The following is a 25,957-nucleotide window of genomic DNA, read 5'->3' as shown; positions in this document are numbered from 1 at the left end:
GCATGCGAGTGCCCAAAGCATCAAACGAGCATGGTTCAAGTGTGTTTTTTTAGTGAAGGGCAGACTTGGTGGTCCGGGTCATACCAAAGAACGCGCATGACTTCACGCTCTCGAATACAAAAAACTCTTTTTGCGCCGGTGATACGAAATGACATCAGGGAATCAATGTCGTCTTGTTGGATTTCTTGGAGTCGATGTCGTGCTCCCTTCGACAAGTCGACTATATCGATGTCATGCGAGCCGCTTTCTCGTATCTCCCGTGCGCACATCGTTTCAACGCAGTGCAAGCGTTCCATTACAGCTTTGTAGTCAGTGGGTTCTGCGAGATCAGACCATGAAAAAGGACCGCCTTTATCGATGCGGCTGAAGCGCCAGGAAATGCCGGATATTGGCATCTCTCGCGAGTGGGGGTGCTTTGCAGGTTTGTCGAAAGTTGGAGCTACGCGGGTTTTTGGTACTTTTTTTTGCGATCCCTTCGCCATAAAGCCTCACAAAGAGCTGTAATACTCGGCCATAGCCGCTTGGCTGATTTCAACGTTGCCTCGCGCGCCGTCCGTCAAGCCAGCTTGTTGGCGAGCATTTTTCCATGGGTCTTCTGCGTGTGTGAGGTCACTTAGCCATTGAGAGTGCTTGTCACCGTAGTGCTGTAACACGGCTTCAATCGTTTCAAGTTGGTCTTTGTCGAGTTTGCCCGAGTCGCCTTCGATCTGGCCTGGTGCGACTGAGTAAAGCCCCCTATGAGCGGTGTAGAGCTCAGGAATTACTGGGCCATTTGCCCACGCCTGCACCTGCTCCGTTATGAGCGGTGCCTCATCCCAAACAAGTGACCAAGCCTGGCTGTAGTAAACAAGTTTTTGAAGCTTCATTGCTGTCATTTCCCCCATTCGCTCCTGAATGGCGGCCGCTACATCGACAGCCCGGACCGGGATGTGTTGAGCAGGCATTTCAATCTCCTTGGGTTTGCAGACCCAAATTATAACAATGGGGGCGAAATGTGCCGGATATAAACCTATATGTCTATATGTACAGTGGTCTGCCGATGGTCGGCATGTTTCAAGGCCGCCAACTGACTGACTTGTGCCTCTCTTAGCCAAGAAATGTCTGGTGGCGAGTGCTGCTGCGGGCTTATCAACCTGACTGATAGGTTCCCATCAGGCAGATCTGTAGGCCGCGTGCGGATTGCGCGCTAAGCTGCGGATTCCTAATCCGTGCGGCGGAGCCGAGCATGTCCGAGTTGATTCTTCACCATTACCCGACGTCCCCCTTTGCCGAAAAGGCCCGTCTGTTATTGGGCTTCAAGGGGCTGTCCTGGCGCTCGGTGAACATCTCGCCGGTGATGCCAAAACCCGATCTGACGGCGTTGACTGGCGGTTACCGCAAGACGCCGGTATTGCAGATCGGGGCGGATATTTACTGCGACACGTCGCTGATCGCCCGTCGACTGGAACAGGAAAAAGCCTTGCCGGCGTTCTTCCCGGAAGGTCAGGAAATGATTGCCGCGACCCTCGCTGCATGGGCCGATTCGGTGGTGTTCCAGCATGCGGTCAGCCTGGTGTTTCAGCCGGAATCGATCGCCGTCAGATTTGGCAGGTTGTCGCCGGAAGCAATCAAGGCGTTTCTCGCTGACCGCGCTGGATTGTTCAGTGGCGGTAGTGCGACCCGATTGTCCGCCGAGCAGGCGCGGCACCAGTGGCCCACGATCATGTCGCGGCTGGAGCTGCAATTGCAGCGCGAGCAGGGTGACTTCCTGTTCGGCGAACCGTCGATTGCCGACTTCGCCCTGGCGCATTGCCTCTGGTTCCTCAAAGCCACCCCGGTCACTGCACCGCTGGTGGATGCTTACCCGGCGGTTGCCGCGTGGCACGCGCGAGTATTGGGTTTCGGGCACGGTGCCTTCAGCGAGATGACCTCCGAAGAGGCGCTGGAGATCGCGCGCAATAGCACGCCAGCGGCACTGCCGGATGAGCAGTTCGATGAGCCCAATGGATTTGAGGCGGGCCAGCAGGTGGTCATTGCCGCAACCGATTATGGCGTTGATCCGGTGGCCGGGGAATTAGTGTTCGCGGGCAGCGAGGAATTGATTCTGCGTCGTGAAGACGAGCGTGGCGGCGTGGTGCATGTGCACTTTCCACGGTTCGGATTCCGCATCGAGAAACACTGACCTGCCCCTGTGGGAGCATGGCTTGCCCGCGATGAACGATTACGCGGTGTGACTGTTAGACCGAGTCGCGGCCATCGCGGGCAAGCCAGGCTCCTACAGGAATTGTGTGAGGCGAAGAGTTACTTCAATGCGGCGAGGATCGCATCCGGGTCATACCCGCGAATCAACGTACCATTCACGTCGATGATCGGAATTCCGCCACCACCCAAGGCTTCATAAGCCTTGCGCGCCTCGGCATCTTTCTCGATGTCGAATTCCTTGTACGGAATACCTTTCTGGTCGAGAAAACGCCGGGTCAGCTTGCAGTAGCCGCACCAGTCGGTCGCGTAGAGCACGACGTTGGCCTTGGCCTGCGTCTGCTCTGACACGACTTGTGAGGGGTTGAACACCCGCTCGATCTTGCCCCAGTTCTGGTAGACCACGACCACCAACACGATCAGCAGGAATTTCTTCAGGATGCTGTTCAGCATCAGTTGCGTCGCTTGAGCTGGTCGGTCAGTTGGGTGGGCAGGCCTTTGATGATCAGCGTGCCGGCTTCTTCGTCGTACTCGATCTTCGAACCCAGCAGGTGTGCTTCGAAGCTGATCGACAAGCCTTCGGCGCGGCCAGTGAAGCGGCGGAACTGGTTCAGGGTGCGTTTGTCCGCCGGGATTTCCGGGGACAGGCCGTAGTCCTTGTTACGGATGTGATCGTAGAAGGCTTTCGGGCGCTCTTCGTCGATCAGCTCCGAGAGTTCTTCCAGGCCCATGGGCTCACCGAGTTTGGCCTGGCTGCTGGCGTAATCGACCAGGGTCTTGGTCTTCTCGCGGGCAGATTCCTCCGGCAAATCTTCACTTTCCACGAAGTCGCTGAAGGCTTTGAGCAAAGTGCGGGTTTCACCAGGGCCGTCGACACCTTCCTGGCAACCGATGAAGTCGCGGAAATACTCCGAAACCTTTTTCCCGTTCTTGCCTTTGATGAACGAAATGTACTGCTTGGATTGCTTGTTGTTCTGCCACTCGGACACGTTGATCCGCGCCGCGAGGTGCAATTGGCCCAAATCCAGATGGCGGGACGGGGTGACATCCAGCTGATCGGTCACTGCAACGCCTTCACTGTGGTGCAGGAGCGCGATGGCCAGGTAATCGGTCATGCCTTGTTGGTAATGGGCAAACAGCACGTGGCCGCCCACCGAGAGGTTCGACTCTTCCATCAGCTTTTGCAGGTGCTCTACTGCCACCCGGCTGAACGCCGTGAAGTCCTTGCCGCCCTCGAAGTATTCCTTCAGCCAGCCGCTGAACGGGTGCGCGCCGGATTCGGCATGGAAAAACCCCCACGCCTTGCCTTGTTTGGCGTTGTAGCTCTCATTGAGGTCGGCAAGCATGTTCTCGATCGCGCTCGACTCGGCGAGTTCAGAGTCGCGGGCGTGAAGAACTGCGGGTGTGCCGTCGGGTTTTTTGTCGATCAGGTGGACGATGCAATGACGGATCGGCATGGGCTTCTCGGCTGAATGAAGAGAGGAGGGCGTGCTCCCCGAAAAAGTGCCAAGTGTACCGCAACCACTGGTTTTGGCGCGGGATGAAGGGCAAATCCCGGGCGACCGACGGTGCTTATGCGTTTTTTTCCCGATTTAGAGCAATAAAGCTGACCAAATGGGTAGCTAGAGGCGGATATTTCCCCGTCTCTGTGCTAGTTTTGCCCCGTCTTACGCGAAGTCACTGCGTTAAGCGTGCATTCAGCATTTGTCAGGTCGAACCAAACCCTGATTTCGGTATCTATAACCCCGATCCAGTGGTTATTGGCCGAGGGTGCCAGATCCAGAAGATCGGGCTCGATGGCTGACACTGCACTCTGCAATCCATATGAATTTGATAGGGAAGGAACACTACATGGCTCTTACTAAAGACCAACTGATCGCCGACATCGCTGAAGCCATCGACGCGCCAAAAACCACCGCGCGTAACGCTCTGGACCAACTGGGCCAAATCGTTGCTGATCAGCTGGAAAACGGCGGCGAAATCACTCTGCCAGGTATCGGCAAACTGAAAGTGACTGAGCGTCCTGCCCGTACTGGCCGTAACCCTTCGACTGGCGCTGCCATCGAAATCGCTGCCAAGAAAGTTATCAAGCTGGTTGTGGCCAAAGGCCTGACCGACGCTGTTAACAAGTAAGACTTGTTAAAAAAAACCGTGCTCCGGAGCAATCCGGGCACGGTTTTTTTGTGTCTGCGATTCAGCGACTGACCGGCGGTCAGCCGCTGTTGCAGTCGCTAATCAGCTTTTACGAGCCCAGCGTTCACGCCACACTTGCTGTTCGGATTTTGTCTGGAAGGTCCAGGCAACGAAGCGGCTTTGCTTTTGTCCTTGGGACATTTCCACCACCTGGCTTTCCAGGACGCCGGCCTTTTTCAAGGCGGTCTGGATCGCTGGCAGATTTGAAGCCTTCGACACCAGGGTGCTGAACCACAGCACTTTGTGTTGGAAATGGGCGCTCTCGGCGATCAATTGCGTGACAAACCGCGCCTCGCCACCTTCGCACCACAGCTCAGCCGATTGTCCGCCGAAGTTCAGCACCGGCAATTTACGTTTCGGGTCGGCACGGCCCAAGGCGCGCCACTTACGCTCGCTGCCCTTGGTCGCTTCGTCCATCGAGGCGTGGAACGGCGGGTTGCACATGGTCAGGTCAAAACGTTCGCCCGGCTCCAGCAGGCCCAGCAGAATGTGCTTGGGGTTGGTTTGCTGACGCAGCTGGATGGCTTTGTTCAGCCCGTTGGACTGCACGATGGCTTTGGCAGCGGCCACGGCCGTCGGATCGATCTCCGAGCCGAGGAAGTGCCAGCGATAGTCGCTGTAGCCGATCAACGGATAAACGCAGTTGGCGCCCATGCCGATATCGAGCACTTTGACTGGCGCGCCGCGAGGGATTTCACCGTCATTGACGCTGGCCAACAGGTCGGCGAGGAAGTGCACGTAGTCGGCACGACCCGGAACCGGTGGGCACAGGTAATCAGCCGGGATGTCCCAATGCGCGATGCCATAGAACGACTTGAGCAACGCCCGGTTGAACACACGCACCGCATCGGGGCTGGCGAAGTCGATGCTTTCTTTGCCGTACGGGTTGATGATCACGTACTTCGCCAGTTCCGGCGTGGTTTTGATCAGCGCCGGGAAGTCGTAACGACCCTGATGGCGGTTGCGCGGGTGAAGGCTGGCTTTTTCGCGCGGTTCCACGGCTTTGGCCGGGGTCGCGGTGTCAGGCTTTTTACGCGCAGGTCTAGGTGTGCGGGGGGCGTTCATGGGCGAGGTCGATTCGGGTATGGCTAAAAGTGGCGGGTATTGTCCCACATCCAGCTCTTGGGAACGCAATATCAGAAGCAACACAGATTCCCGTAGGAGCCGAGCTTGCTCGCGATGGCGGACGGTCAGGCTGCATCTATGTCGAATGTTCAGCCGCCATCGCGAGCAAGCTCGGCTCCTACAGGAATAGTCGTTGTTAGTTATAAAGTGACAGGCACAAAAAAGGGAGGCCGTTGCGGGCCTCCCTTTTTCATTGCGATTTGCCGTTACAGACTGGCAATCCGCGCATGCTGCTCGGCCAACTTGCTCAAAGCCTGTTCGGCTTCAGCCAGTTTGGCGCGCTCCTTGTCGATCACTTCGGCCGGGGCCTTGTCGACGAAGCCAGCGTTGGACAGCTTGCCGCCGACGCGTTGCACTTCACCTTGCAAACGCTGGATTTCCTTGTCCAGACGCGCCAGTTCCGCACCTTTGTCGATGAGGCCAGCCATTGGTACCAGCACTTCCATCTCGCCAACCAGTGCCGTGGCAGACAGCGGTGCTTCTTCGCCGGCAGCCAGAACAGTGATCGATTCGAGACGCGCCAGTTTCTTCAGCAGGGCATCGTTCTCGGTGAGGCGACGCTGGTCTTCGGTGCTGACATTCTTCAGGAACAATGGCAGCGGCTTGCCTGGACCAATGTTCATTTCGCCACGGATGTTGCGTGTGCCGAGCATCAAGCCCTTGAGCCATTCGATGTCGTCTTCGGCGGCCTGATCAATGCGCGCTTCGTTAGCCACTGGCCAAGGTTGCAGCATGATCGTCTTGCCTTCGATACCGGCCAGCGGCGCCAGGCGCTGCCAGATTTCTTCGGTGATGAATGGCATGAACGGGTGCGCCAGGCGCAACGCAACTTCCAGTACGCGAACCAGGGTGCGACGGGTGCCACGCTGGCGTTCGACCGGTGCGTTCTCGTCCCACAACACAGGCTTGGACAGTTCCAGGTACCAGTCGCAATACTGGTTCCAGATGAACTCGTACAAGGCTTGTGCCGCCAGGTCGAAGCGGAACTGATCGAGTTGACGGGTCACTTCGGCTTCGGTGCGTTGCAACTGCGAAATGATCCAGCGATCCGCCAGGGACAGCTCAAAGGCTTCACCGTTCTGGCCGCAGTCTTCGCCCTTGTCCAGAACATAGCGCGCGGCGTTCCAGATCTTGTTGCAGAAGTTGCGATAGCCTTCAACGCGGCCCATATCGAACTTGATGTCACGACCGGTGGACGCCAGCGAGCAGAAGGTGAAACGCAGGGCGTCGGTGCCATAGCTGGCGATGCCGTCGGCGAACTCCTCGCGGGTCTGCTTCTCGATCTTCTTCGCCAGTTTCGGCTGCATCATGCCGGAGGTGCGTTTCTGCACCAGCTCTTCCAGCTCGATGCCGTCGATGATGTCCAGTGGGTCCAAGACGTTGCCCTTGGACTTGGACATTTTCTGGCCTTGGCCATCACGCACTAGGCCGTGAACATAGACGGTCTTGAACGGAACCTGTGGTGTGCCGTCTTCGTTTTTCACCAGGTGCATGGTGAGCATGATCATCCGGGCAACCCAGAAGAAAATGATGTCGAAGCCCGTCACCAGCACGTCGGTGGAGTGGAATTTCTTCAGGAATTCGGTCTGCTCAGGCCAGCCGAGTGTGGAGAAGGTCCACAACCCCGAGCTGAACCAGGTGTCGAGAACGTCGTTGTCCTGTTGCAGTACAACGTCCGGACCGAGGTTGTTCTTGGCGCGAACTTCGGCTTCGTCGCGACCGACGTAGACTTTGCCCGACTCGTCGTACCAGGCCGGAATCCGGTGGCCCCACCACAGTTGACGGCTGATGCACCAATCCTGGATGTCACGCATCCACGAGAAGTACATGTTCTCGTACTGTTTTGGCACGAAGGCGATGCGGCCGTCTTCAACGGCGGCGATGGCCGGCTCGGCCAATGGCTTGGTCGACACGTACCACTGGTCGGTCAGCCACGGCTCGATGATGGTGCCGGAACGGTCGCCTTTCGGCACTTTCAGGGCGTGATCGTTGACGCTGACCAGCAGGCCTGCAGCGTCGAATGCAGCAACGATTTGCTTGCGCGCTTCGAAACGGTCGAGGCCGACGTATTCGGCCGGGATCTTGCCGTCGATGCTGTCGTTCAGCGTGCCGTCGAGGTTGAACACCTGGCAGGCCGGCAGTACGGCCGCGTTCTTGTCGAAGATGTTCAGCAGCGGCAGGTTGTGGCGTTTGCCGACTTCGTAGTCGTTGAAATCGTGGGCCGGGGTGATTTTCACGCAACCGGTGCCGAATTCAGGGTCGCAGTAATCGTCGGCGATGATCGGAATGCGGCGGCCAACCAGAGGCAGCTCGACAAATTTGCCGATCAGGGCTTTGTAGCGTTCGTCGTTCGGGTTAACGGCCACGGCGGCGTCGCCGAGCATGGTTTCCGGGCGAGTGGTCGCGACGATCAGATAGTCATTGCCTTCCGCGGTTTTTACGCCGTCGGCCAGCGGGTATTTGAGGTTCCACAGGAAACCTTTCTCGTCGTGGTTTTCCACTTCAAGGTCGGAAATCGCGGTGTGCAGCTTGGTGTCCCAGTTGACCAGACGCTTGCCGCGGTAGATCAAACCGTCTTCGTGCAGGCGTACGAAGGCTTCTTTTACGGCTTCCGAGAGGCCATCGTCCATGGTGAAGCGCTCACGGCTCCAATCCACGGACGAGCCGAGGCGGCGGATCTGACGGCTGATGTTGCCGCCGGACTGATCTTTCCACTCCCAGACTTTCTCGAGGAACTTCTCACGACCCAGATCGTGACGATTCTGGCCTTGAGCTTCGAGTTGGCGTTCCACCAGCATTTGGGTGGCGATACCGGCGTGGTCGGTGCCCGGCTGCCACAGGGTGTTGCGACCCTGCATGCGGCGGAAACGGATCAGGGCGTCCATGATCGCGTTGTTGAAGCCGTGACCCATGTGCAGGCTGCCGGTGACGTTCGGCGGCGGGATCATGATGGTGTAGGACTCGCCCGCGCCTTGCGGGGCGAAGTAATTCTCTGACTCCCAGGTGTTGTACCAGGAAGCTTCAATGGCGTGCGGCTGGTAGGTCTTATCCATGCGCGGCGGGACCCTATTGGCATTTATTCAGGAAAAGCCGGCAAGTATAGCGGGGCAAGGGGCAGAGGGCGAGCAGGTGCGGACAGGGCGCTGTATCAAATACAGCGCTGATCTACTGTGGGAGTTATTCGTACTGGCTCAGCAACCGTTCCATCCGCGCATCCAGCCGGCGTTTGATTTCGGTTTCGATGTGCGGGGCGAAGTCGTCGATCACGTCCTGCATGATCAACAGCGCGGCAGCGCGCAATTCGCTGTCCAGATGCAGCAGGGCGTCGGGACCTTTACTCGGGGGCGGTGATGGTTGCGCGGCTGCGGCTGGCGGTGAAGGGGGTTCGACGGGCTGTGGCGCGTTGTCGACAGATTCGAACAACATGGGAATCTGCTCCTGGTCACCGTCAACGACCGTGTCGGTCAGCAGCGGTGGTTGCAGGTTGTCATCGCCGAGCAGTTGGCGGATCGACTCGAGGTCGTCCAGCAGGTGCGCGGACTGTTGTTGCGGTTTCGGAGTGTCCATCGGAATGCTCAGAGTCGCTGTAAACGGTGGTCTTGCAGAGGATAGCCCTGTTCGCGGTAGAAACGGAAACTCTCCCGCGCAGCCGCACGAATCATCGGCTCTTCCACCACCACTTCCGCCACGCGGGCGAATTTGTTGGCGAATGCCGGCACTTTCAGGTCGAGATTGACCAGTAGATCCTGGTGCTGACCGCAGTCATCGCCAAGCCCCAGCACAATCAAGCTCTGCGGTTCGCTTTCGGCAGGACCATGAGGCACGAAGCTTTCGCCCTTGAACGCCCACAAACGTGCATCGAGCTCCTCGCGCTGGGCGGCATCGCTGCAGTGCAAGTAAATGCGGTGGCCCATGCGCCAGGCTTTTTCGGTGAGCTTGCAGGCGAAATCCAGCCGAGCCGAAGGATCGGCGCTGGGCAGGATATAGAAGTCGACTTTGGTCATTGCGGTTCCTGAGCCTTGACCGGCGTCACCCTAAAGTGACGCCGTTCAGGGTCATCGGTTTCAGGCTTTGGCGCGGTCCAGCAGGTATTGGGTCAGCAATGGAACCGGACGGCCAGTGGCGCCCTTGTCCTTGCCGCCGCTGGTCCATGCGGTGCCGGCGATATCCAGGTGTGCCCAGTTCAGGTTCTTGGTGAAGCGCGACAGGAAGCAGGCAGCAGTGATGGTGCCGGCTTTCGGGCCGCCAATGTTGGCGATGTCGGCGAACGGGCTGTCCAGTTGCTCCTGGTATTCATCGAACAGCGGCAGTTGCCAGGCGCGGTCGTCGGCAGCCTTGCCGGCGCTGAGCAATTGGCCGATCAGTTCGTCGTTGTTGCCCAGCAGGCCCGAGGTGTGGGCGCCCAGTGCAACGACGCAAGCGCCGGTCAGGGTGGCGATATCGATCACCGCTTGTGGCTTGAAACGCTCGGAGTAGGTCAGGGCGTCGCACAGCACCAGACGGCCTTCGGCGTCGGTGTTGAGGATTTCCACGGTTTGGCCGCTCATGGTGGTGACGATGTCGCCCGGGCGCGAAGCGTTGCCGCTCGGCATGTTCTCGGCGCAGGCCAGAATGCACACCAGGTTGATCGGCAGTTTCAGCTCAAGCACGGCGCGCAGGGTACCGAATACGCTGGCGGCGCCGCCCATGTCGTACTTCATTTCATCCATGCCCAAGCCAGGCTTGAGGCTGATGCCGCCCGTGTCAAAGGTGATGCCTTTGCCGACCAGCGCGTATGGCTTCTCGGATTTCTTGCCGCCGTTGTATTGCATGACGATCAGGCGCGGTGGCTGGGCGCTGCCCTGGCCGACGGCGTAGAACGAACCCATGCCCAGTTCCTTGATCTTCTTTTCATCAAGGACTTCGACTTTCAGGGTCTTGAATTCTTTACCGAGGTTCTTGGCCTGTTCGCCGAGGAACGTCGGGTGGCAGATGTTTGGCGGCAGGTTGCCCAGGTTACGGGTGAAGGCCATGCCGTTGGCGATGGCAGTGGCGTGGGCCACGGCGCGCTCGACTTCAGCCTGTGCAGCCTTGATGGTCAGCAAGGTGACTTTCTTCAGGGCGCGGGGTTCGGCTTTCTGGCTCTTGAACTGGTCGAAGCTGTATTCGCCGTCCACCAGGGTTTCCGCCAGCAAGCGGGTCTTGCCGTAGCTGTCGCGGCCTTTGACCACGACTTCATCCAGGGCCAGTACCGCATCGTTGCCGCCCAGGCCTTTGAGGGTGTTGAGTACGCCGGCAATGATTTTTCGGAACGGGCGGTCGCCCAGTTCTTCGTCCTTGCCCACGCCTACCAACAGAACGCGCTCGGCCTTCAGGTTCGGCAGGCTGTGCAGCAACAGGCTCTGGCCGACTTTGCCGGCGAGGTCGCCACGCTTGAGCACTGCGCTGATCGCACCACCGCTCAATTCGTCCAGTTGTTTGGCCACGGCACCGAGTTTGCGGCCTTCGCCGACGGCGACAACCAGCGTGGCGGTCTTCAACGTTTCTGGGCTAACGCTTTTTACAACCAGTTCCATGTCCGGGTCCCTGAATAATGGTCAACGTGCGTGGGCAAAACGGCGACGCACAGACGCTTGCTTATATAGATGGAAGACGCAGGTCACGGCCTGCGACAAAGGCCGCAGTTTGAACCTCGCTCCCTGCGCCTGACAACCCTCGGTTGTACGATCTTCAACGCATTGACCGCCAGCTTGAGCATGCGCAGTGACAGGCGCACTCAATCACAGGATAATGCGCCATCTTTTTCGGCGGCCCTGTCCTGTGGGGCGCCTGATACGTTTGCTTGTTTGGCCGCCTTAGCCTGACAACCCTGGAGTGTCTGGTTTGATTGTCTTCCGTTATCTATCCCGCGAAGTCCTGTTGACCTTGAGCGCCGTCAGCGCCGTGCTGCTGGTCATCATCATGAGCGGTCGCTTTATCAAATACCTTGCCCAGGCGGCCGCTGGCCTGCTGGATCCCGGCTCCCTGTTCCTGATCATGGGGTTCCGTCTGCCAGGCTTCCTGCAGTTGATCCTGCCTCTGGGCCTGTTTCTCGGGATCCTGCTGTCGTACGGTCGCCTGTACCTTGAAAGCGAAATGACGGTGTTGTCGGCAACCGGTATGAGTCAGCAGCGTCTGCTCGCCATGACGCTGTTTCCGGCCACGCTGGTTGCGCTGGTGGTGGCGTGGTTGAGCCTGGGCCTGGCGCCACAAGGTGCCAATCAGTTCCAGTTGTTGCTGAACAAGCAGGACGCCCTGACCGAGTTCGACACCCTCGAGCCGGGTCGCTTCCAGGCCCTGCGTGACGGAACTCGCGTGACCTACACCGAAACGCTGACGGATGACCGCGTCAAACTGGGCGGCGTGTTTATTTCGCAAAAAAACACCAGCTCTGACCAGAAGGATCGCGGGATTTCCGTGCTGGTGGCCGAAAGGGGCCGTCAGGAAATCCGCCCGGACGGCAACCGCTACCTGATTCTCGACAACGGTTATCGCTACGACGGTAATCCGGGGCAGGCCGACTATCGTGCGATCAAATACGACGAGTACGGCGTGTTGCTGCCAAAACCGGACGTCAGCGACGAAGTGACCGACCGTGATGCAATGTCTACCCGTTCATTGATCGGCAGCGACGACACTCGCTTGCGCGCTGAACTGCAATGGCGGCTGTCCCTGCCGTTGCTGGTTTTCATCGTGACCCTGATGGCGGTGCCGTTGGCGCGAGTCAATCCGCGCCAGGGTCGCTTCCTCAAGTTGCTGCCGGCGATTCTTCTTTATATGGCTTACCTGACCATCCTGATTGCCGCTCGCGGTGCTCTTGATAAGGGCAAGATTCCGCCAGCCCTGGGGTTGTGGTGGGTTCACGGGTTGTTCCTGATCATTGGTCTCGGATTGCTGTACTGGGAGCCGTTGCGCTTGAAAATGGCGAGTCGCCGCAGCGCGTTGGAGGTGGCTCGTGGTTAAGCTCGATCGCTACATCGGTAGCAGCGTGTTTGTGGCCATTCTGGCCGTGCTTGGGATCATTCTTGGCCTGGCGACGCTCTTCGCCTTCATCGATGAGATGGGGGAAATCAGCGATACCTACACCTTGCTTGATGCGGCCAGCTACGTCTTTCTAACGGCGCCGCGCCGTCTTTACGACATGTTGCCAATGGCCGCGCTGATCGGATGTCTGATTGGTCTGGGCAGCCTGGCCAGCAACAGTGAACTGACCATCATGCGCGCCGCAGGCGTATCGATCGGCCGTATCGTCTGGGCGGTCATGAGGCCGATGCTGATCCTGATGGCAGTCGGTGTACTGATCGGCGAATACGTCGCGCCGGCCACCGAAGTGACGGCTCAGGCCAATCGCTCGCTGGCTCAAGGCAGCGGCGATGCGCAAAGCGCCAAGCACGGCTTGTGGCATCGCCAGGGTGAGGAGTTCATTCACGTCAACTCCGTGCAGCCCAACGGCCTGCTGTATGGCGTGACGCGGTATCGCTTTGATAACGAGCGGCGCATGCTGTCATCCAGCTTCGCCAAGCGTGCCGAGTTCGACAAGGATCACTGGCAGCTATCCGACATCACGACCACGGTGTTCCATGAAAAGAGCACCGAAGTGGTGACGACGCCGGTCGAGCGCTGGGAAATCGCCCTGAGCCCGCAATTGTTGGATACCGTGGTCATGGCACCAGAGTCGCTGTCGATCTCCGGCCTGTGGGGTTACATCCACTACCTGGCAGACCAGGGCTTGAGCAACGGCCGTTACTGGCTGGCGTTTTGGGTCAAGGTATTGCAGCCGTTGGTCACCGCCGCGCTCGTCCTGATGGCGATCTCATTCATCTTCGGTCCTTTGCGCTCGGTGACCCTCGGTCAGCGAGTATTCACCGGCGTACTGGTGGGGTTCACCTTCCGTATCGTCCAGGATTTGCTGGGGCCTTCGAGCCTGGTGTTCGGTTTCTCGCCGCTGTTTGCGGTGCTGATCCCGGCCGGCGTCTGTGCCCTGGCCGGTGTCTGGCTGTTGCGCCGAGCCGGTTGATTACGGGCTTCTCCTGTCGTTGCCTGCCATGAAGAAACGCCCCTGTCGCAAGACCGGGGCGTTTTTGTACCCGCCGTCTGACCTGTGAACGTGACGCTTGCACCGCGGATCAGGTACAATTCCCGGCTATTTTTCGGCGGGCTATGCCTGCAGCCTTTTTGAGTGTTGATCCGTGAGTGATTTGAGTCATATCCGCAATTTCTCCATCATCGCCCACATTGACCATGGCAAGTCGACGCTGGCCGACCGCTTCATTCAAATGTGCGGTGGCCTTGCCGAGCGCGAAATGGAGGCCCAGGTGCTGGACTCCATGGACCTGGAACGTGAACGCGGGATCACCATCAAGGCCCATAGCGTCACCCTTTATTACACCGCACGCGATGGCATCAAGTATCAGCTGAACTTCATTGACACCCCCGGCCACGTTGACTTCACCTACGAAGTCAGCCGGTCGCTGGCGGCCTGTGAAGGTGCATTGCTGGTGGTCGATGCCGGTCAGGGCGTTGAAGCGCAGTCGGTTGCCAACTGCTACACGGCGATCGAGCAGGGCCTGGAAGTCATGCCAGTCCTGAACAAGATCGACCTGCCGCAGGCCGATCCGGATCGCGTGAAAGAAGAAATCGAAAAAATCATTGGCATCGACGCTACCGATGCGGTCGAGTGCTCGGCCAAGACCGGTCTGGGCGTCGACGAAGTGCTCGAGCGTCTGGTCGCCACCATTCCTGCACCGACTGGCAACTACGAAGATCCGCTGCAAGCGTTGATCATCGATTCCTGGTTCGACAACTACCTGGGCGTTGTTTCCCTGGTACGCGTGCGCCACGGGCGTGTGAAGAAGGGCGACAAGATCCTGGTCAAATCCACCGGCAAGATCCACCTGGTGGACAGCGTCGGTGTATTCAACCCGAAACACACCCCTACCGTTGACCTGAAGGCCGGTGAAGTGGGCTTCATCATCGCCAGCATCAAGGACATTCACGGCGCGCCAGTGGGCGACACCCTGACCTTGAGCTCGACGCCGGACGTTGATGTACTGCCAGGCTTCAAACGTATCCAGCCGCAGGTTTACGCCGGTCTGTTCCCGGTCAGCTCCGACGACTTCGAAGATTTCCGTGAAGCCCTGCAAAAGCTCACGCTCAACGACTCATCGCTGCAGTACACCCCGGAAAGTTCTGATGCCCTGGGCTTCGGTTTCCGTTGCGGGTTCCTCGGCATGCTGCACATGGAAATCATCCAGGAGCGCCTGGAGCGCGAGTACAACCTGGACCTGATCACCACGGCGCCGACGGTAATCTTCGAGCTGCTGCTCAAGACCGGCGAGACGATCTACGTCGATAACCCGTCGAAACTCCCGGACCTGTCCTCGATTGAAGACATGCGCGAACCGATCGTGCGGGCCAATATTCTTGTGCCGCAAGAGCACTTGGGCAACGTCATTACCCTGTGCATCGAGAAACGCGGCGTACAGGTCGACATGCTGTTCCTCGGCTCCCAGGTACAAGTGACCTACGACCTGCCGATGAACGAAGTGGTGCTGGACTTCTTCGACCGTCTGAAGTCCACCAGTCGCGGCTATGCTTCGCTGGACTACCATTTCGATCGTTATCAATCGGCCAGCCTGGTGAAACTGGATGTGCTGATCAACGGTGACAAGGTCGACGCCCTGGCGCTGATCGTGCACCGTGACAACTCGCACTACAAAGGTCGCCAGTTGACCGAGAAGATGAAGGAACTGATTCCTCGGCAGATGTTCGACGTGGCAATCCAGGCCGCCATTGGCGGGCAGATTGTGGCGCGGACAACCGTCAAGGCGCTGAGAAAGAACGTATTGGCCAAATGCTACGGTGGTGACGTCAGCCGTAAGAAAAAGCTGCTGGAAAAGCAAAAGGCCGGTAAAAAACGCATGAAGCAAGTCGGCAACGTGGAAATTCCACAAGAAGCCTTCCTTGCAGTGCTCAGGTTGGATAGTTAGGTCCTATGTCACTAAATTTCCCGCTGTTGCTGGTCATCGCCGTGTTCGTCTGCGGCTTGTTGGCGTTGCTCGATATGGTTTTGCTGGCCCCGCGTCGGCGTGCCGCCATTGCCTCCTATCAGGGTAGCGTCAGCCAGCCTGATGTGCAGGTGGTCGAGAAACTGAACAAAGAGCCGATGCTGGTCGAATATGGCAAGTCGTTCTTCCCGGTGTTGTTCATCGTGCTGGTCCTGCGTTCGTTCCTGGTGGAGCCGTTCCAGATTCCTTCCGGCTCGATGAAACCGACCCTGGACGTTGGCGACTTCATTCTGGTGAACAAGTTTTCTTACGGGATCCGCCTGCCGGTGATCGACAAGAAAGTCATCGAAGTCGGTGATCCACAGCGCGGCGATGTGATGGTGTTCCGTTACCCGAGCGATCCGAACGTCAACTACATCAAGCGTGTAGTGGGCCTGCCGGGTGACAAGATTCGCTACACTGCTGACAAGCGTCTGTTCGTCAACGGCGAATCGATTGCCGAACAAATGGTCGGCTCCGAGCCGGGAACGCTGGGTAGCGCTGAGCTCTATAAGGAAAAACTCGGCGTTGCCGAGCACCTGATCCGCAAGGAAATGAGCCGCTATCGCGCAACACCGGACCATTCGTGGACCGTGCCTGCCGGGCACTACTTCATGATGGGTGACAACCGCGACAACTCCAATGACAGTCGCTATTGGGATGACCCAACTATTCCCAAGGATCTGCTGGGCATGGTTCCCGACAAGAATATCGTCGGCAAGGCCTTCGCAGTCTGGATGAGCTGGCCGGAACCTAAACTCAGTCACCTGCCGAATTTTTCGCGGGTTGGCCTGATCAAGTAATCACACACGGCGCTGTTGAACACAGCGCCGAATGCATTTTTGGAACCGATAGATTTCGGGGCCGGAAGCATGAAGCCAATGATATTCAGGACGTTATTTTTGAACACAGCGTTAATTGTCCCAGGCCTGCGTCGACTCTCGGCGATGGCGGTGGAATCCAACCACGAACTCAGCGTGGGTAAACCGTGAGCGTCTCCTTAAGCCGTCTAGAGCGTCAGCTCGGCTACACCTTCAAGGATCAGGAACTGATGGTCCTGGCCCTGACTCACCGCAGCTTTGCCGGGCGCAACAACGAACGCCTGGAATTCCTCGGTGATGCCATCCTCAACTTCGTCGCAGGCGAGGCGCTGTTCGATCGCTTCCCTCTGGCCCGCGAAGGCCAGCTGTCGCGTTTGCGCGCACGCTTGGTGAAAGGTGAGACCCTGGCCGTACTGGCCCGTGGTTTTGATCTGGGTGAATACCTGCGCCTGGGTTCCGGTGAGTTGAAAAGTGGCGGTTTCCGTCGCGAGTCGATTCTGGCCGATGCCCTGGAAGCGCTGATTGGTGCGATCTACCTGGACGCCGGCATGGACGTGGCACGTGAGCGCGTACTGGCCTGGCTGGCCGGGGAGTTCGAGGGCTTGACCCTGGTGGACACCAACAAAGATCCAAAGACCCGCCTGCAGGAATTCCTGCAATCGCGTGGCTGTGAGCTGCCGCGTTACGAAGTGGTGGATATCCAGGGTGAACCGCATTGCCGGACGTTCTTCGTCGAATGCGAAATCACCTTACTGAACGAAAAAAGCCGAGGTCAGGGTGTGAGTCGTCGTATTGCCGAACAGGTAGCGGCCGCCGCAGCACTGATTGCCCTGGGTGTGGAGAATGGCAATGACTGATACAACCGCAACTCGCTGTGGCTATGTTGCCATCGTCGGCCGTCCCAACGTGGGCAAGTCCACGCTGCTGAACCACATCCTGGGTCAGAAGCTGGCGATCACCTCGCGCAAGCCGCAAACCACCCGTCACAACATGCTGGGGATCAAGACCGAAGGTGCCGTGCAGGCGATCTACGTCGATACCCCGGGCATGCACAAGGGCGGCGAAAAGGCGCTGAACCGCTACATGAACAAGACCGCTTCGGCGGCGTTGAAAGACGTCGACGTAGTGATCTTCGTGGTTGACCGCACCAAGTGGACCGACGAAGACCAGATGGTCCTCGAGCGCGTCCAATACGTGACCGGCCCGCTGATCGTGGCGCTGAACAAGACCGACCGTATCGAAGACAAGTCCGAGTTGATGCCGCACCTGACCTGGTTGCAGGAACAGCTGCCGAACGCGCAGATCATGCCGATCTCGGCCCAGCACGGGCACAACCTTGAAACGCTGGAGCGCGTGATCGCCGAGCATCTGCCGGAAAACGATCACTTCTTCCCGGAAGACCAAATCACTGACCGCAGCAGCCGTTTCCTCGCCGCAGAACTGGTGCGCGAGAAGATCATGCGCCAGATGGGTGCCGAGCTGCCGTACCAGATCACCGTCGAAATCGAAGAGTTCAAGCAGCAGGGCAAGACCCTGCACATTCATGCCTTGATCCTCGTTGAGCGTGACGGCCAGAAGAAAATCATCATTGGTGACAAGGGCGAGCGCATCAAGCGCATCGGCACCGAGGCGCGCAAGGACATGGAGCTGTTGTTCGACTCCAAGATCATGCTCAACCTCTGGGTCAAAGTGAAAGGCGGCTGGTCCGATGACGAGCGCGCGTTGCGTTCGTTGGGTTACGGCGACCTGTAAAGTCTCGGTTGCTGAGACACCGTAGAACCTTGTGGGAGCGGGTTTGCCCGCGATGAGGATGTAATGTTCGGCAGAGATGTTGAATGTGAGTCCGCCATCGCGGGCAAGCCCGCTCCCACATTGGTTTTGGTTGTTTGTAAAATTGCGCTCGCTCACAGAGAACCCTGACGTCCATGTCACACCCTCCCATCGGCCAACTCGCCTACGTTCTCCACTCCCGCGCCTACCGCGAAAGCAGTGCGTTGGTGGATTTCCTCACGCCGCAAGGTCGGCTGCGGGCGGTGTTGCGCAGTGCGCGGGGCAAGGCCGGGACGTTGGCGCGGCCATTCGTGCCGCTGGAGGTCGAGTTCCGTGGGAGGGGGGAGTTGAAGAATGTCGGTCGCATGGAAAGCGCCGGTGTATCGACCTGGCTCAATGGCGAGGCGCTGTTCAGTGGCCTCTATCTCAATGAGCTATTGATTCGTCTGCTGCCCGCCGAAGACCCTCATCCCGCTGTGTTCGATCACTATGCTGCGACGTTGTTGGCGTTAGCAGAGGGTCGTCCGCTGGAGCCGTTGCTGCGCTCCTTCGAATGGCGCCTGCTGGACGATCTCGGTTACGGTTTTGCATTGACCACTGACCTCCATGGCGAGCTCATTGCCCCGGACGGGCTCTACCGTCTGCAGGTGGACGCGGGCCTGGAGCGGGTCTACCTGCTGCAACCCGGTCTGTTCAATGGCACCGAGCTGCTGGCCATGGCCGATGCCGACTGGTCCGCCCCCGGCGCACTGTCAGCGGCCAAGCGTTTGATGCGTCAGGCGCTTGCTGTCCATCTGGGCGGTCGTCCGCTGGTCAGTCGCGAGTTGTTTCGCAAGCCGTAGTCTCCCCGTATGCTGTGCACCGAATTTACCTTCTTCAGGAGCGCTTCCGTGACCACCAGCAATCGCATTCTTCTTGGCGTGAACATCGACCATGTTGCCACCCTGCGTCAGGCTCGGGGTACTCGCTACCCGGACCCGGTCAAGGCAGCGCTGGATGCGGAAGAGGCGGGCGCTGACGGTATCACCGTGCATTTGCGCGAAGACCGTCGGCACATCCAGGAGCGCGACGTTCTGCTGCTCAAGGACGTGCTGCAAACCCGCATGAACTTCGAAATGGGCGTCACCGAAGAAATGATGGTGTTCGCCGAGCGCATCCGTCCGGCGCACATTTGCCTGGTCCCGGAGACTCGTCAGGAACTGACCACCGAAGGTGGCCTCGACGTAGCAGGGCAGGAAGCGCGAATTAAAGCGGCCGTCGATCGCCTGTCCAAGATTGGTTGTGAGGTGTCGCTGTTCATCGACGCTGATGAGCGGCAGATCGAAGCTTCACGCCGCGTCGGTGCCCCCGCCATCGAACTGCACACCGGTCGTTACGCCGATGCCGAGACGCCGACGGAGGTGGCTGAAGAACTCAAGCGTGTGGCTGACGGTGTCGCGTTTGGCCTGGCTCAGGGTTTGATCGTCAACGCCGGGCACGGTCTGCACTACCACAACGTAGAAGCGGTGGCAGCGATCAAAGGTATCAATGAACTGAACATCGGCCACGCGCTGGTGGCGCATGCGTTGTTCGTCGGCTTCAAGTCGGCGGTGTCGGAGATGAAAGCGTTGATCCTGGCCGCCGCAAAAGCTTAAAGAGCAAACACAAAACCCTGTGGGAGCGGGCTTGCCCGCGATGGCGTCGTGTCAGTCAATAGAATCGTTAACTGACACTCTGCTATCGCGGGCAAGCCCGCTCCCACATTGTGTTTTGGTGATAGTTAAAGCGGCGCAGGCTCTTGAGCGGGCTTGGTCTTGTCGATCCCAGGTACAAGCAGTTTGCCCTCAGCCACTTGGTCACCTTCAAGCTGAGGCTGCGTGACCCACGTCAGGATGTCGTAGTAACGACGGATGTTCGCCACGAAATGCACCGGCTCGCCGCCACGGGCGTAGCCGTAACGGGTTTTGCTGTACCACTTCTTCTCTGACAGGCGCGGCAGGATTTTCTTCACGTCCAGCCACTTGTCCGGGTTCAGCCCTTCCTTCGCCGCCAGTTTGCGCGCGTCATCCAGGTGACCGCTGCCAACGTTATAGGCCGCGAGGGCAAACCATGTGCGGTCCGGTTCCTGAATCGACTCGTCCAGTTGATCCTTCATGTAGGCCAGGTACTTGGCGCCGCCCATAATGCTTTGCTTGGGGTCCAGGCGGTTGGACACGCCCATGGCTTGCGCGGTGTTCTGGGTCAGCATCATCAGGCCGCGCACGCCGGTCTTGGACGTGACGGCCGGTTGCCACAAAGATTCCTGATAGCCGATCGCCGCCAGCAGGCGCCAGTCGACTTTTTCTTTCTTGGCGTATGCCTTGAAGTGCTGCTCGTACTTGGGCAACCGCTGTTGCAGGTGTTGGGCGAACGTAGTGGCGCCCATGTAGCCGAGTACATCGACATGCCCGTAGTAGCGGTCTTTCAGGCGTTGCAGGGTGCCGTTTTTCTGCACCTTGTCGAGGTAGGCGTTGATCTCGTTGAGCAGGCTGTTGTCTTCGCCGGCGGCCACCGCCCAGCTCTGGTTGCTGGCGTCGCCGAGGTCGAAGGCGACGCGAATGTTGGTGAAGTACACCTGGTTCATCGCCACTTCATTGGAGTCGACCAGCGTCAGGTCGATTTGACCTTCATCGACCATGCGCAACAGGTCGACCACTTCAACCGCGTCGGACTCTTCGTATTCTATGCCGGGATATTTCTGTTTAAGCGCAGCCAACTGCTCGGCGTGGGTGCTGCCCTTGAGCACCATGATCTTCTTGCCGACCAGATCACCCGCATCGGTTGGCCGTGACTGACCGTTGCGGTAGATGACCTGTGGGGTGACTTCCAGGTAAGAGTGGGAAAACCTGACCTGCTTTTGGCGTTCCTCGCTGCTGACCAGGCCGGCAGCCGCCAGCACCGGGCCGTTAGGCGTGCCCACCTGATTGAACAGGTCGTCGAGGTTGTCGGCGGTCTCGATCTTGAGCTCCACCCCCAGATCGTCGGCGAAGCGCTTCACCAGCTCGTATTCGAAGCCGGTTTCACCGTTGCGATCCTGGAAGTAGGTGGCGGGACTGTTTCGGGTAACCACCCGCAGCACGCCATCCTCCTTTACGCGCTCCAGCGTGTTGGGTTTATCAACACATCCACTGAGCACCAGGAAGAGTCCGGTTGCGATCAGCCATTTGGCGTACCGCGGACGCAAAGCCATTGGGGAAAACATCTGCGCAGTATACGCAAAGGACCACGGCCGCCATATCTCGACAGCGAAGGGCTTGTCTGCTAGGCAATTGAAAACGGCTCCGGAGCCCGCAGGAATGGGTCCGCAGCGCATTTTGTGACAGAAAAAATAACCCTTTTTAAGCGCCATTTGCAGACCCGGATCTACGGTCCGACACCCGGGTGCAGCCACCCGTACCGTTTCGGGTGATGTCGCGGGCGGTTTAGGCTAGAATGCACGGCCTCAAAGCACACCCCTTCCCGAGGCTGTCCCGAAGATGTTGATCCTGCGCGGCGCTCCTGCCCTTTCTGCCTTTCGCCACAGCAAACTCCTTGAGCAACTGAGCCAGAAGGTCCCGGCTGTCAGCGGCTTGTATGCTGAATTCGCTCACTTCGCCGAAGTTACCGGCGTCCTGACCGGCGACGAACAGCAGGTGCTCGCGCGCCTTCTGAAGTACGGCCCAAGTGTTCCGGTACAAGAGCCGACCGGTCGTCTGTTCCTGGTGTTGCCGCGTTTCGGCACCATCTCGCCATGGTCCAGTAAAGCGAGCGACATCGCCCGCAACTGTGGCCTGGGCAAGATCCAGCGTCTGGAGCGCGGTATCGCGTTCTACGTCGCCGGCCAGTTCAGCGACGCCCAGGCCCAACTGATCAGTGATGCCCTGCACGACCGCATGACGCAAATCGTTCTGGCCAACCTTGAACAAGCCGCCGGCCTGTTCAGCCACGCCGAACCGAAACCGCTGACCGCGATCGACGTGCTGGGTGGCGGCCGTGCCGCGCTGGAAAAAGCCAACACCGAGCTGGGCCTGGCCCTGGCCGAAGACGAAATCGACTACCTGGTCAATGCCTTCGTCGGCTTGAAGCGCAACCCGCATGACATCGAATTGATGATGTTCGCCCAGGCGAACTCCGAGCACTGCCGTCACAAGATCTTCAACGCCAGTTGGGACATCGACGGTCAAAGCCAGGAAAAAAGCCTGTTCGGCATGATCAAGAACACTTACCAGATGCACAGCGAAGGCGTCCTGTCGGCTTATAAGGACAACGCCTCGGTGATCGTCGGTAACGTCGCCGGCCGTTTCTTCCCGGACCCTGAAACCCGCCAGTACGGCGCGGTGCAGGAACCGGTGCACATCCTGATGAAAGTCGAAACCCACAACCACCCGACTGCGATTGCCCCGTTCCCGGGCGCATCCACCGGCAGTGGCGGCGAGATTCGTGACGAAGGCGCGACCGGCCGTGGTGCCAAGCCAAAGGCTGGCCTGACCGGTTTCACCGTGTCCAACCTGCAAATCCCGGGTTTCGAACAGCCGTGGGAAGTGCCATACGGCAAGCCTGAGCGCATCGTGACCGCGCTGGACATCATGATCGAAGGCCCACTGGGTGGCGCCGCGTTCAACAACGAATTCGGTCGTCCGGCCCTCACCGGTTACTTCCGTACCTTCGAACAATCGATCACCACCCCGCGTGGCGACGAAGTTCGCGGTTACCACAAGCCGATCATGCTGGCTGGCGGCATGGGTAACATCCGTGCCGAACACGTGCAGAAAGGCGAAATCATCGTTGGCTCCAAGCTGATCGTGCTGGGTGGCCCGGCAATGCTGATCGGCCTGGGCGGCGGCGCCGCTTCCTCCATGGCCACTGGCACCAGCTCGGCTGACCTGGACTTCGCTTCCGTACAGCGCGAAAACCCTGAGATGGAGCGCCGTTGCCAGGAAGTGATCGACCGTTGCTGGCAGTTGGGTGACAAGAACCCGATCAGCTTCATCCACGACGTGGGCGCAGGCGGTCTGTCCAACGCCTTCCCGGAACTGGTCAACGACGGCGACCGTGGTGGCCGTTTCGAATTGCGCAACATTCCAAACGACGAGCCGGGCATGGCCCCGCACGAAATCTGGAGTAACGAATCCCAGGAGCGCTACGTTCTGGCAGTCGGCCCGGCTGACTTCGAGCGTTTCAAAGCGATCTGCGAACGCGAGCGTTGCCCGTTCGCCGTCGTCGGCGAAGCCACTGCCGAACCGCAACTGACTGTCACGGATAGCCACTTCGGCAACAGCCCGGTGGACATGCCACTGGAAGTGTTGCTGGGCAAAGCGCCGCGCATGCACCGCTCGGCCGTTCGCGAAAGCGAACTGGGCGACGACTTCGATCCGTCGACGCTGGCGATTGCCGACTGCGTCGAGCGCGTTCTGCATCACCCGGCCGTGGCGAGCAAAAGCTTCCTGATCACCATCGGCGACCGCACCATCACCGGCCTTGTGGCTCGTGACCAGATGGTTGGCCCGTGGCAGGTCCCGGTGGCTGACGTTGCCGTCACCGCCACCAGCTTCGACGTTTACACCGGTGAAGCCATGGCGATGGGCGAGCGTACTCCGCTGGCATTGCTGAACGCTCCGGCGTCGGGCCGCATGGCCATTGGCGAAACCCTGACCAACATCGCGGCTTCGCGCATCAACAAGATTTCCGACATCAAACTGTCGGCCAACTGGATGTCCGCTGCCGGTCACCCGGGCGAAGACGCGCGTCTGTACGACACCGTGAAAGCGGTCGGCATGGAACTGTGCCCTGAGCTGGGCATCACCATTCCGGTGGGCAAGGACTCCATGTCCATGGCCACACGCTGGAGCGATGAAGGCGTCGACAAGACCGTCACCTCGCCAATGTCCCTGATCGTGACCGGTTTCGCGCCAGTGGCTGACATCCGTCAGACCCTGACGCCGGAACTGCGCATGAACAAGGGCACCACTGACCTGATCCTGATCGATCTGGGCCGTGGCCAGAACCGCATGGGCGCCTCGATCCTGGCTCAGGTTCACGGCAAGCTCGGTTCGCAAGCGCCGGACGTGGACGATGCCGAAGACCTCAAGGCCTTCTTCGCCGTGATCCAGGGCCTCAACGCCGACGGTCACCTGCTGGCGTACCACGACCGTTCCGACGGTGGTCTGCTGACCAGCGTGGTGGAAATGGCCTTCGCCGGCCACTGCGGCCTGAGCCTGAACCTCGACGGCCTGGCGGAAACTTCCGCCGACATCGCGGCGATCCTGTTCAACGAAGAGCTGGGCGCTGTGATTCAGGTTCGTCAGGACTCGACCCCGGACATCCTTGCGCAGTTCAGCGCGGCTGGCTTGGGCGACTGCGTGTCGGTGATCGGTCAGCCGATGAACAACGGCCAGATCAGCATCACCTTCAACGGCGACACCGTGTTCGAAGGTCAGCGTCGTCTGCTGCAACGTCAGTGGGCTGAAACCAGCTACCAGATCCAGCGTCTGCGTGATAACGCCGACTGCGCCGAGCAAGAGTTCGACGTGCTGCTGGAAGAAGAAAACCCGGGCCTGAGCGTCAAGCTCAGCTTCGACGTCAACCAGGACGTCGCCGCGCCTTACATCAAGAAAGGCATCCGCCCACAGGTTGCCGTGCTGCGTGAGCAGGGCGTCAACGGTCAGGTGGAAATGGCGGCCGCGTTCGACCGCGCAGGTTTCAACGCGATCGACGTGCACATGAGCGACATTCTAGCCGGCCGTGTCGACCTGAACGAGTTCAAAGGTCTGGTGGCGTGCGGTGGTTTCTCCTACGGCGACGTACTCGGCGCCGGCGAAGGCTGGGCCAAGTCCGCACTGTTCAACAGCCGCGCTCGCGATGCGTTCCAGGGCTTCTTCGAACGTAACGACAGCTTCACCCTCGGCGTGTGCAACGGTTGCCAGATGATGTCCAACCTGCACGAACTGATCCCGGGCAGCGAGTTCTGGCCGCACTTCGTGCGTAACCGCTCCGAGCAGTTCGAAGCACGCGTGGCCATGGTTCAGGTCCAGGAGTCGAACTCGATCTTCCTGCAAGGCATGGCCGGTTCGCGCATGCCGATCGCCATCGCTCACGGCGAAGGCCATGCCGAGTTCGCCAGCGAAGAAGCACTGCTGGAAGCCGATCTGTCGGGTTGCGTGGCGATGCGTTTCGTCGACAACCACGGCAAGGTCACCGAAAAATACCCGGCCAACCCGAACGGCTCGCCGCGCGGGATCACCGGTTTGACCAGCCGCGACGGTCGCGTAACGATCATGATGCCGCACCCGGAACGTGTGTTCCGCGCCGTGCAGAACTCGTGGCGTTCGGAAGACTGGAACGAAGATGCACCTTGGATGCGTATGTTCCGTAACGCTCGGGTCTGGGTAAACTAAAAGCGGGTTAACTGACAGCTGTGTACAAGCTCAGCTTTTTTGTTCCAGCCAGTCACGTCGAAGACGTGAAGAGTGCCGTATTCGCCGCCGGTGGCGGACGGATCGGCGCTTACGACCATTGCGCCTGGCAAGTGCTCGGCCTCGGCCAGTTTCGGCCGTTGGATGGTAGTCAGCCGTTCATTGGCGAAGCGGGGCAGGTCGAGCAGGTTGAGGAATGGAAGGTTGAGCTGGTGGTCAGCGATGAGTTGATTCGGGCGGTGGTGTTGGCGCTGAAAGAGAGCCATCCCTACGAGACGCCGGCTTATGAGGTGTGGCGGTTAGAGGATTTCTGATCCTTCAAGCGCTTAAACGAAAAACCCGCTGAAAGCGATTTCAGCGGGTTTTTTATTGTCTGCGAATTGATGGATGCAGCGCT

The 25,957-nt window shown here is 59.1% G+C and carries 22 protein-coding genes; 12 read left to right on the top strand and 10 right to left on the bottom strand.

All coding sequences use genetic code 11. The annotated features are described in order from the left end of the window. Nucleotides 1-35: 35 nt before the first annotated feature. The gene (locus C7534_RS32330; protein WP_146206171.1) at nucleotides 36-482 is read right to left on the bottom strand and encodes a hypothetical protein; all 447 of its coding nucleotides are present in this window, start codon (nucleotides 480-482) and stop codon (nucleotides 36-38) included. A 6-nt stretch (nucleotides 483-488) separates the two neighbouring features. Continuing rightward, nucleotides 489-944 (bottom strand): Panacea domain-containing protein, encoded by a 456-nt coding sequence (locus C7534_RS13595; RefSeq protein WP_109786056.1) that lies wholly within the window; start codon nucleotides 942-944, stop codon nucleotides 489-491. 281 nt (nucleotides 945-1,225) lie between these two features. Between C7534_RS13595 and C7534_RS13590 the strand changes: the two genes are divergently transcribed. Continuing rightward, complete coding sequence (locus tag C7534_RS13590) at nucleotides 1,226-2,161, top strand: glutathione S-transferase family protein (RefSeq protein ID WP_046028987.1); 936 nt, start codon at nucleotides 1,226-1,228, stop codon at nucleotides 2,159-2,161. Between the two features lie 119 nt (nucleotides 2,162-2,280). Here C7534_RS13590 and C7534_RS13585 read toward each other — a convergent pair whose 3' ends face one another. Together C7534_RS13585 and yejK are read right to left on the bottom strand one after the other, a co-directional pair. Beyond that, a complete protein-coding gene (locus C7534_RS13585) occupies nucleotides 2,281-2,631 on the bottom strand; it encodes a glutaredoxin family protein (protein ID WP_046028989.1) in 351 nt (116 codons plus the stop codon). Continuing rightward, the gene (gene yejK / locus C7534_RS13580; RefSeq protein WP_007944833.1) at nucleotides 2,631-3,635 is read right to left on the bottom strand and encodes a nucleoid-associated protein YejK; all 1,005 of its coding nucleotides are present in this window, start codon (nucleotides 3,633-3,635) and stop codon (nucleotides 2,631-2,633) included. The genes C7534_RS13585 and yejK overlap by 1 nt, the downstream gene beginning before the upstream one ends. Nucleotides 3,636-4,029: 394 nt before the next feature. Here yejK and C7534_RS13575 point away from each other — a divergent pair, with 394 nt between their 5' ends. Continuing rightward, the gene (locus C7534_RS13575) at nucleotides 4,030-4,311 is read left to right on the top strand and encodes an HU family DNA-binding protein (RefSeq protein WP_007905514.1); all 282 of its coding nucleotides are present in this window, start codon (nucleotides 4,030-4,032) and stop codon (nucleotides 4,309-4,311) included. A 102-nt stretch (nucleotides 4,312-4,413) separates the two neighbouring features. Here the strand turns inward: C7534_RS13575 and rlmF are convergent, their stop codons facing one another. The 5 genes from rlmF to C7534_RS13550 all read right to left on the bottom strand — a co-directional run bounded on the left by rlmF (nucleotide 4,414) and on the right by C7534_RS13550 (nucleotide 11,051). Next, complete coding sequence (gene rlmF, locus C7534_RS13570; RefSeq protein ID WP_109786055.1) at nucleotides 4,414-5,436, bottom strand: 23S rRNA (adenine(1618)-N(6))-methyltransferase RlmF; 1,023 nt, start codon at nucleotides 5,434-5,436, stop codon at nucleotides 4,414-4,416. Nucleotides 5,437-5,702: 266 nt separating this feature from the next. Next, nucleotides 5,703-8,549: a valine--tRNA ligase gene (locus tag C7534_RS13565; protein WP_109786054.1), complete on the bottom strand. Its 2,847-nt coding sequence runs from the start codon at nucleotides 8,547-8,549 to the stop codon at nucleotides 5,703-5,705. A gap of 124 nt (nucleotides 8,550-8,673) precedes the next feature. After that, nucleotides 8,674-9,063, bottom strand: coding sequence for a hypothetical protein (locus C7534_RS13560; protein WP_046028992.1), 390 nt, complete (start codon nucleotides 9,061-9,063; stop codon nucleotides 8,674-8,676). An 8-nt stretch (nucleotides 9,064-9,071) separates the two neighbouring features. After that, a complete protein-coding gene (locus C7534_RS13555) occupies nucleotides 9,072-9,500 on the bottom strand; it encodes a DNA polymerase III subunit chi (protein WP_109786053.1) in 429 nt (142 codons plus the stop codon). A 60-nt stretch (nucleotides 9,501-9,560) separates the two neighbouring features. Continuing rightward, the gene (locus C7534_RS13550; protein WP_109786052.1) at nucleotides 9,561-11,051 is read right to left on the bottom strand and encodes a leucyl aminopeptidase; all 1,491 of its coding nucleotides are present in this window, start codon (nucleotides 11,049-11,051) and stop codon (nucleotides 9,561-9,563) included. A 307-nt stretch (nucleotides 11,052-11,358) separates the two neighbouring features. On the opposite strand from C7534_RS13550, the gene lptF reads away from it, so the two are divergent. The 8 genes from lptF to pdxJ all read left to right on the top strand — a co-directional run bounded on the left by lptF (nucleotide 11,359) and on the right by pdxJ (nucleotide 19,785). Then, nucleotides 11,359-12,477, top strand: coding sequence for an LPS export ABC transporter permease LptF (gene lptF, locus C7534_RS13545; protein WP_109786051.1), 1,119 nt, complete (start codon nucleotides 11,359-11,361; stop codon nucleotides 12,475-12,477). Next, a complete protein-coding gene (gene lptG, locus C7534_RS13540; RefSeq protein WP_109786050.1) occupies nucleotides 12,470-13,531 on the top strand; it encodes an LPS export ABC transporter permease LptG in 1,062 nt (353 codons plus the stop codon). The genes lptF and lptG overlap by 8 nt, the downstream gene beginning before the upstream one ends. A 172-nt stretch (nucleotides 13,532-13,703) precedes the next feature. Next, the gene (lepA, locus tag C7534_RS13535; RefSeq protein ID WP_046028997.1) at nucleotides 13,704-15,503 is read left to right on the top strand and encodes a translation elongation factor 4; all 1,800 of its coding nucleotides are present in this window, start codon (nucleotides 13,704-13,706) and stop codon (nucleotides 15,501-15,503) included. 5 nt (nucleotides 15,504-15,508) lie between these two features. Next, nucleotides 15,509-16,363: a signal peptidase I gene (gene lepB, locus C7534_RS13530; protein WP_109786049.1), complete on the top strand. Its 855-nt coding sequence runs from the start codon at nucleotides 15,509-15,511 to the stop codon at nucleotides 16,361-16,363. Nucleotides 16,364-16,548: 185 nt separating this feature from the next. Continuing rightward, nucleotides 16,549-17,238 (top strand): ribonuclease III, encoded by a 690-nt coding sequence (gene rnc / locus C7534_RS13525; protein ID WP_017340629.1) that lies wholly within the window; start codon nucleotides 16,549-16,551, stop codon nucleotides 17,236-17,238. Next, on the top strand, nucleotides 17,231-18,133 hold the full coding sequence (gene era, locus C7534_RS13520; RefSeq protein ID WP_046028999.1) for a GTPase Era: 903 nt from the start codon (nucleotides 17,231-17,233) through the stop codon (nucleotides 18,131-18,133). The genes rnc and era overlap by 8 nt, the downstream gene beginning before the upstream one ends. A gap of 173 nt (nucleotides 18,134-18,306) precedes the next feature. Beyond that, nucleotides 18,307-18,993 carry a DNA repair protein RecO gene (gene recO, locus C7534_RS13510; protein ID WP_109786047.1) on the top strand — a complete coding sequence of 229 codons (687 nt, stop codon included), beginning with the start codon at nucleotides 18,307-18,309 and terminating at the stop codon, nucleotides 18,991-18,993. Between the two features lie 48 nt (nucleotides 18,994-19,041). Next, the gene (pdxJ, locus tag C7534_RS13505; RefSeq protein WP_109786046.1) at nucleotides 19,042-19,785 is read left to right on the top strand and encodes a pyridoxine 5'-phosphate synthase; all 744 of its coding nucleotides are present in this window, start codon (nucleotides 19,042-19,044) and stop codon (nucleotides 19,783-19,785) included. Between the two features lie 125 nt (nucleotides 19,786-19,910). Here pdxJ and mltF read toward each other — a convergent pair whose 3' ends face one another. Next, nucleotides 19,911-21,371 (bottom strand): membrane-bound lytic murein transglycosylase MltF, encoded by a 1,461-nt coding sequence (gene mltF / locus C7534_RS13495; protein WP_109786045.1) that lies wholly within the window; start codon nucleotides 21,369-21,371, stop codon nucleotides 19,911-19,913. Nucleotides 21,372-21,645: 274 nt separating this feature from the next. On the opposite strand from mltF, the gene purL reads away from it, so the two are divergent. Both purL and C7534_RS13485 read left to right on the top strand, forming a co-directional pair. Continuing rightward, nucleotides 21,646-25,542 (top strand): phosphoribosylformylglycinamidine synthase, encoded by a 3,897-nt coding sequence (gene purL / locus C7534_RS13490; RefSeq protein ID WP_109786044.1) that lies wholly within the window; start codon nucleotides 21,646-21,648, stop codon nucleotides 25,540-25,542. 20 nt (nucleotides 25,543-25,562) lie between these two features. Continuing rightward, a complete protein-coding gene (locus tag C7534_RS13485; protein ID WP_046029005.1) occupies nucleotides 25,563-25,874 on the top strand; it encodes a Nif3-like dinuclear metal center hexameric protein in 312 nt (103 codons plus the stop codon). Nucleotides 25,875-25,957 lie beyond the last annotated feature (83 nt).

This window comes from Pseudomonas sp. OV226 (assembly GCF_003148705.1).
Taxonomy (GTDB): domain Bacteria; phylum Pseudomonadota; class Gammaproteobacteria; order Pseudomonadales; family Pseudomonadaceae; genus Aquipseudomonas.
This window is presented reverse-complemented; position numbering and strand designations above follow the sequence as displayed.